This window comes from Limnohabitans sp. (genome assembly GCF_036804465.1).
Classification (GTDB): domain Bacteria; phylum Pseudomonadota; class Gammaproteobacteria; order Burkholderiales; family Burkholderiaceae_C; genus Limnohabitans.
In genome coordinates this window covers 28,760-33,899 of sequence record NZ_DAIRSK010000008.1, presented here as the reverse complement: position 1 = coordinate 33,899, position 5,140 = coordinate 28,760, and the positions used below count along the sequence as shown (strand labels likewise).

At 59.7% G+C, this 5,140-nt stretch carries 1 protein-coding gene; it reads left to right on the top strand.

What is annotated here, in order from left to right:
• A partial coding sequence (locus tag V7Q41_RS05730; protein ID WP_333844079.1) for a beta strand repeat-containing protein occupies positions 1 to 5,140 on the top strand: 5,140 nt, incomplete at both ends.

Genomic DNA, 5,140 nt, shown 5'->3' with positions numbered 1-5,140 from the left:
CTCGACACAGCCCAGCTGCGTGCCATCACGACAGCGGCCATTGCAGGCTTGGACAGCGTCCAAGTGGCGAGCCTGAGCACCTTGCAGGTGTCTAGCCTGACAGAGGCCCAAGTGGCTGGTTTGTCGGCCACACAAGTCAAAGCGCTTGAAACAGCAGACTTGGCGGCGATGACCACCACCCAGCTGCAGTCCATCAGCACGGCAGCGGTTGCCCAGTTGAGCACCGCGCAAGTGGCTGCCTTGACCACCGCCCAAATAGATGACCTGACGACAGCACAAGTCAAGGCGCTGACGACAGCGCAAATGCAAGCCCTGAGTTCAGCGCAAGTGGCGCAGCTCACCACAGCCCAAGTCAACGCCCTGAGCGGCAAGCAAGTGGCTGCCTTGGATGCGGCTGATTTGGCAGGCCTGAGTGCCGCCCAAGTGCAAGCCCTCACCACTGGCGCCGTGGCTGCGATGACCACAGCCCAAGTGGCTGCGTTGGACACCGCGCAAGCCTCGGGTTTGACCACGGCACAGGTACGTGCGTTGACGAGCACCCAAGTGGCCGCATTGACCACGACCCAGATTGAAAAGCTGGGCACAGCCCAGTTGGCTGCGCTGAGCAGCGGCCAAGTGAAGGCACTGGAAACAGCCGACTTGGCCAAACTCGACACAGCCCAGCTGCGTGCCATCACGACAGCGGCCATTGCAGGCTTGGACACGGCACAGATCACCGCTTTGAGCACGCTGCAAGTCTCTAATTTGACAGATGCGCAAGTCAAAGCGCTGAACGCAGTCCAAGCCAAAGGCTTGGCTGGGGACGATTTGGCCAAGCTCACGACATCACAGGTGCAGGCCTTGTCCAGCGCTGCGTTCGCAGCACTCACCACGGCGCAATTGGGTAACTTGACATCCGATCAGCTCAACAGCTTGACCACGGCACAAGTGGCCGCCGTCACCACCGCCCAAGTCGCGGCCTTGACAGCTGGTCAGCTCAGCAATTTGGGTACCACACAGTTCAGTGCCCTCAGCGCTGCACAACTTGCAGCCGTCACCACAGCCCAAGTGGCCAACCTCAGCACGGCTCAGTTGTCGGTGATGACAGCCGCACAACTCAAAGGCATTGAAACCGCCGACTTTTCTAATTTCAGCACCTCCCAACTCGCCGCCCTGAGTAGCGCTGCTACCGTGGCGCTTACCAGCGACCAGTTGGTGGCCCTCACCACCACCCAAGCCGCTGGTTTGGGCACCGCCCAGCTGTCTGCCCTGAGCCGCACACAAGCGCAATACCTAGAAACCGCTGACTTGGCCAAATTGGGTTCGGATCAAATTCGTTCCCTCAGCAGCTTGGCCATCTCTGGTTTGACCACCGCGCAAGTGGTGTCCTTGTCGACCGACCAGCTGTCAGCGCTGCAAACCAGCCAAGTGGCTGGTTTGACCACCGCACATGCCGCCGCTTTGACCTCCGCAGCTGCAGCCAAGCTGGGCACCGCCCAAGTGGCTGCTTTGTCCTCAGCCCAAGTAGGCGCATTGGCGGCCTCGGCATTGGCCAATATGTCGACCGATCAACTGCGTGCCATCAGCACCAAGGCCGTGTCAGCCATCAGTACCGAACAAGTGGCCGCCCTGAGCGCAGCTAAGTTTGAGAAACTCCAAGCCGCCCAAGTGGCTGCATTGGGATCGGCCCAAATTGCCACGCTCAGCACAGCGCAAACAGCGGTGTTGAGCACAGAACAAGTCAACAGCCTGACCACCTTGCAAGTGAGATCTTTGCAAACTGCCAGCATGGCCAAGCTGTCGACCGACCAAGTGCGCGCCCTGACCACGGGCCACATTGCGGTGCTGTCAACTGCACAAACAGCCGCTTTGACCACAGCCCAAGTCAGCAAGCTCACGTCAGACCAAGTCTCTACCCTCACTGCCAATCAGTTGAGTGCCGCCACCGCGGGCAATATTGCTGCTTTGGCAACAGACGGCGTGGCCACCTTGGACGGCGTGCAAGTGCGTGCTTTGTCGAGTGACCAAGTCAAGGCTTTGACCACAGGGCAAGCCGCTGCTTTGTCTTCTGTGGCCATGGCCGCGATGACCACAGCCCAAGTGGCTGCGATGGATTCGGCTGATCTGGCTGCCCTCAACACACAAGCGGTGCAAGCCTTGTCGGCTGCTGCCTTGAATGGGCTCAACTCAGCGCAGCTCAATGCCTTCACGTCGGATCAAATCAAAGCACTGACCACCGCGCAATTGACGGCTGTCAAGACCAGTCAAATTGCCGCCCTCAGCACCGCACAAGCCAGCGCCCTGACGTCTGCCCAAGCAGCCGCTTTGACTGTTGGACAAGTGTCTGCCCTTGAAACTGCAGACCTGGCTGCTTTGGCCACATCTGTCACGTCGTCTCTCAGCAGCAGCCAACTGAACGCCCTCAGCACCGCCCAAATGGTGGCCTTGAGCACCGCCCAAGTGGCTAACTTGACGACTTCCCAAGTGGTCGCCTTGACCACCGCCCAAGTGGCTGCCATGCAAACCGCCGATGTGGCCGCCTTGAACACCAATGGTGTGCAAGCCTTGACCTCGTCCCAGCTCACCACACTCAGCAGTGCACAAGTGCGTGCTTTGACCAGCGACCAAGTGGGCAAGCTCACCACGTCGCAGCTGGCCGTGCTCAGTGATGTGCAAGTGGCTGCTTTGGACACGGTTGATCTTGCGCAGCTCAGCACAACTCAAGTCCGTGCCTTGTCTACCCTGGCTTTGTCAGGCTTGACCACCGCTCAAACTGCCAGCTTGAGCACCGACCAAATCACTAACTTGACCACCGCCCAAGTGGCAGCCTTGAGCTCTACCCAAATCAAAGCCTTGGGCACGGCGCAGTTGACCAACTTGAGCACCACACAAATGGCCGCGCTCAAAGCCACCCAAGTGGTGGGCATTGACACTGCCGATTTGGTCACGCTCACCACCGACAAACTGGGGGCTTTGACCACCGCCGCGGTGGCCGCCTTGAGCACCGCCCAAGTGGCCAGCTTGAGCACCGATCAAATTGTGGGCTTAACCGCCACTCAAGCCAGCGCATTGACCACCGACCAAGTGGTGGCACTGACCACAGCCCAAGCCGAAAAACTCACCACCAGCTCTGCTGCTGCTTTGACGGCCACCCAAGTGGCAGCCTTGCAAACGGCTGACCTGGTCAAGCTGACCACAGACGCAGTCAGCGCCTTGGGCAGCAGTGCTGTCAGCGCTTTGACCACCTCACAAATCGCCGCCCTGACCACCGCACAAGCGGTGGCCTTGACGACCGATCAAATCAAACAACTGGGCACAGCCCAAGTCGCAGCCCTCACCACAGCTCAAGCGGCTGCCTTGACCACGGATCAAGTCAGCGCCTTGAGCGCTGCCCAAGTGGCCAAGCTTGAAACCGCAGATCTGGCCAAGCTCAGCACTTCAGCGGTTGCTGCCCTCAGCAGCGCACAAACGCGCAGCTTGACCTCAGACCAAGTAGTAGCCCTGTCCACCACGCAAGCAGCCGCACTCAGCACCACCAGTGCCGCCGCTTTGACCTCTGCCCAAGTGGCAGCCATGCAAACGGCTGACCTGGCCAAGCTCAGCACAGACGCGGTAGCCGCCTTGACCACCGCAGCTTTGCGCGGCTTAGACAGCAACCAAGTCGCAGCCATCACCACCAGCCAGTTGGCCGCTGTGACCACAGCGCAAATGGCTGCATTGACCACAGCCCAAGTCGCAGCCTTGACCTCGGCCCAAGCCAGCAAGCTCAGCATCGACCAAGTGGTGTCATTGACCACCGCCCAAGTGGCTGTGCTGGAAACCGCTGATTTGTCCAAGCTCTCCACAGATGCTGTGGTGTCCCTGAGCACCGCACAACTGCGTGCTTTGTCGACCGACCAAATCAGCGGCATGACCACCGCGCAGACCGCTGCGTTGACCAGCGACCAAGTGGGCTCGTTGACCACGCCGCAATTGGCCGCTTTGTTGGTGGGCACGCCCATGAACACCATGACCACCGCTCAGGTGGCTGGCCTGACGACCGCGCAAGTGGTGGCCTTGACCACCAAGCAAGCCAGCGAGTTGTCTTCTACTCAGTTAGAAGCGATGACCACAGCACAAGTCAAAGCCCTTGAGGTGGCAGACTTAGCCAAAATCAGCACCGCAGCCATCGGCGCGTTGACATCCGCGCAAGCAGCCAACCTGACGACCGACCAGCTGGTGGCTTTGACCACCGCACAAGCGGCGCAGCTGGGTACTGCTGCCTTGGCTGGTTTGAGTTCTGCCCAGGTGGCATCGCTTGAAACCGCCGACTTGGTCAAACTCAGCACCGATGCAATTCAGTCCATCTCTACAGCAGCCTTGGCTGGTTTGAGTGCTGCCACGCAGGTGAGCAAACTCACCACCGCGCAAGTGGTTGCATTGACCACGGCACAAGTGAACGCACTCAGTACCGCCCAAGTGGCGGCGCTGTCTACCGAGCAGGTGAGCAAGCTGGGTTCTGACCAATTGGCGGTCATGACCACGGCCCAAATTGCGGCCATTGAAGCGGCCGATGTGGCGGTCTTGACCACCTCAGCCTTGTCAGCCATCACCACCACGCAAGCGGCCAAGCTGACCACCGCTCAAATTGTGGCCTTGACCACGGGCCAAGCTGCCAGCTTGAGCACCGACGCCCTGAGCGCCTTGAGCTCTGCCCAAGTGGCTGCCTTCCAAACGGCTGATTTGGCCCAAGTCAGCACCGCTGCCTTGGCGTCTCTCAGCACGGGCGCATTGGCCGGTTTGAGCACAGCCCAAGTAGCAGGTTTGAGCACGGCCCAAGTGACCAACCTCACCACCGACCAAGTGGTTGCTTTGAGCACCGCCAATGTCAGCGCGCTGACCACGGCGCAAGTCAGCAACCTGACGTCTGACCAGTTGGCTGTGTTGACCACAGCTCAAGTCAAAGGGATGACTTCTGCGCAAGTGGTGGCTTTGGGCACAGCCCAAATCAACAAGCTCAGCACAGACCAAATGGCGGTATTGACTTCCTCGCAAGTCAAAGCCATTGAAACCGCTGATTTGGTGAGCTTGACGTCCGATCAACTCGCTTCCATCAGCACCGCTGGTGTGGCTGCCTTGACCACCGACCAAGTGGTGGCGTTGACAACAGCGCAAATGGACA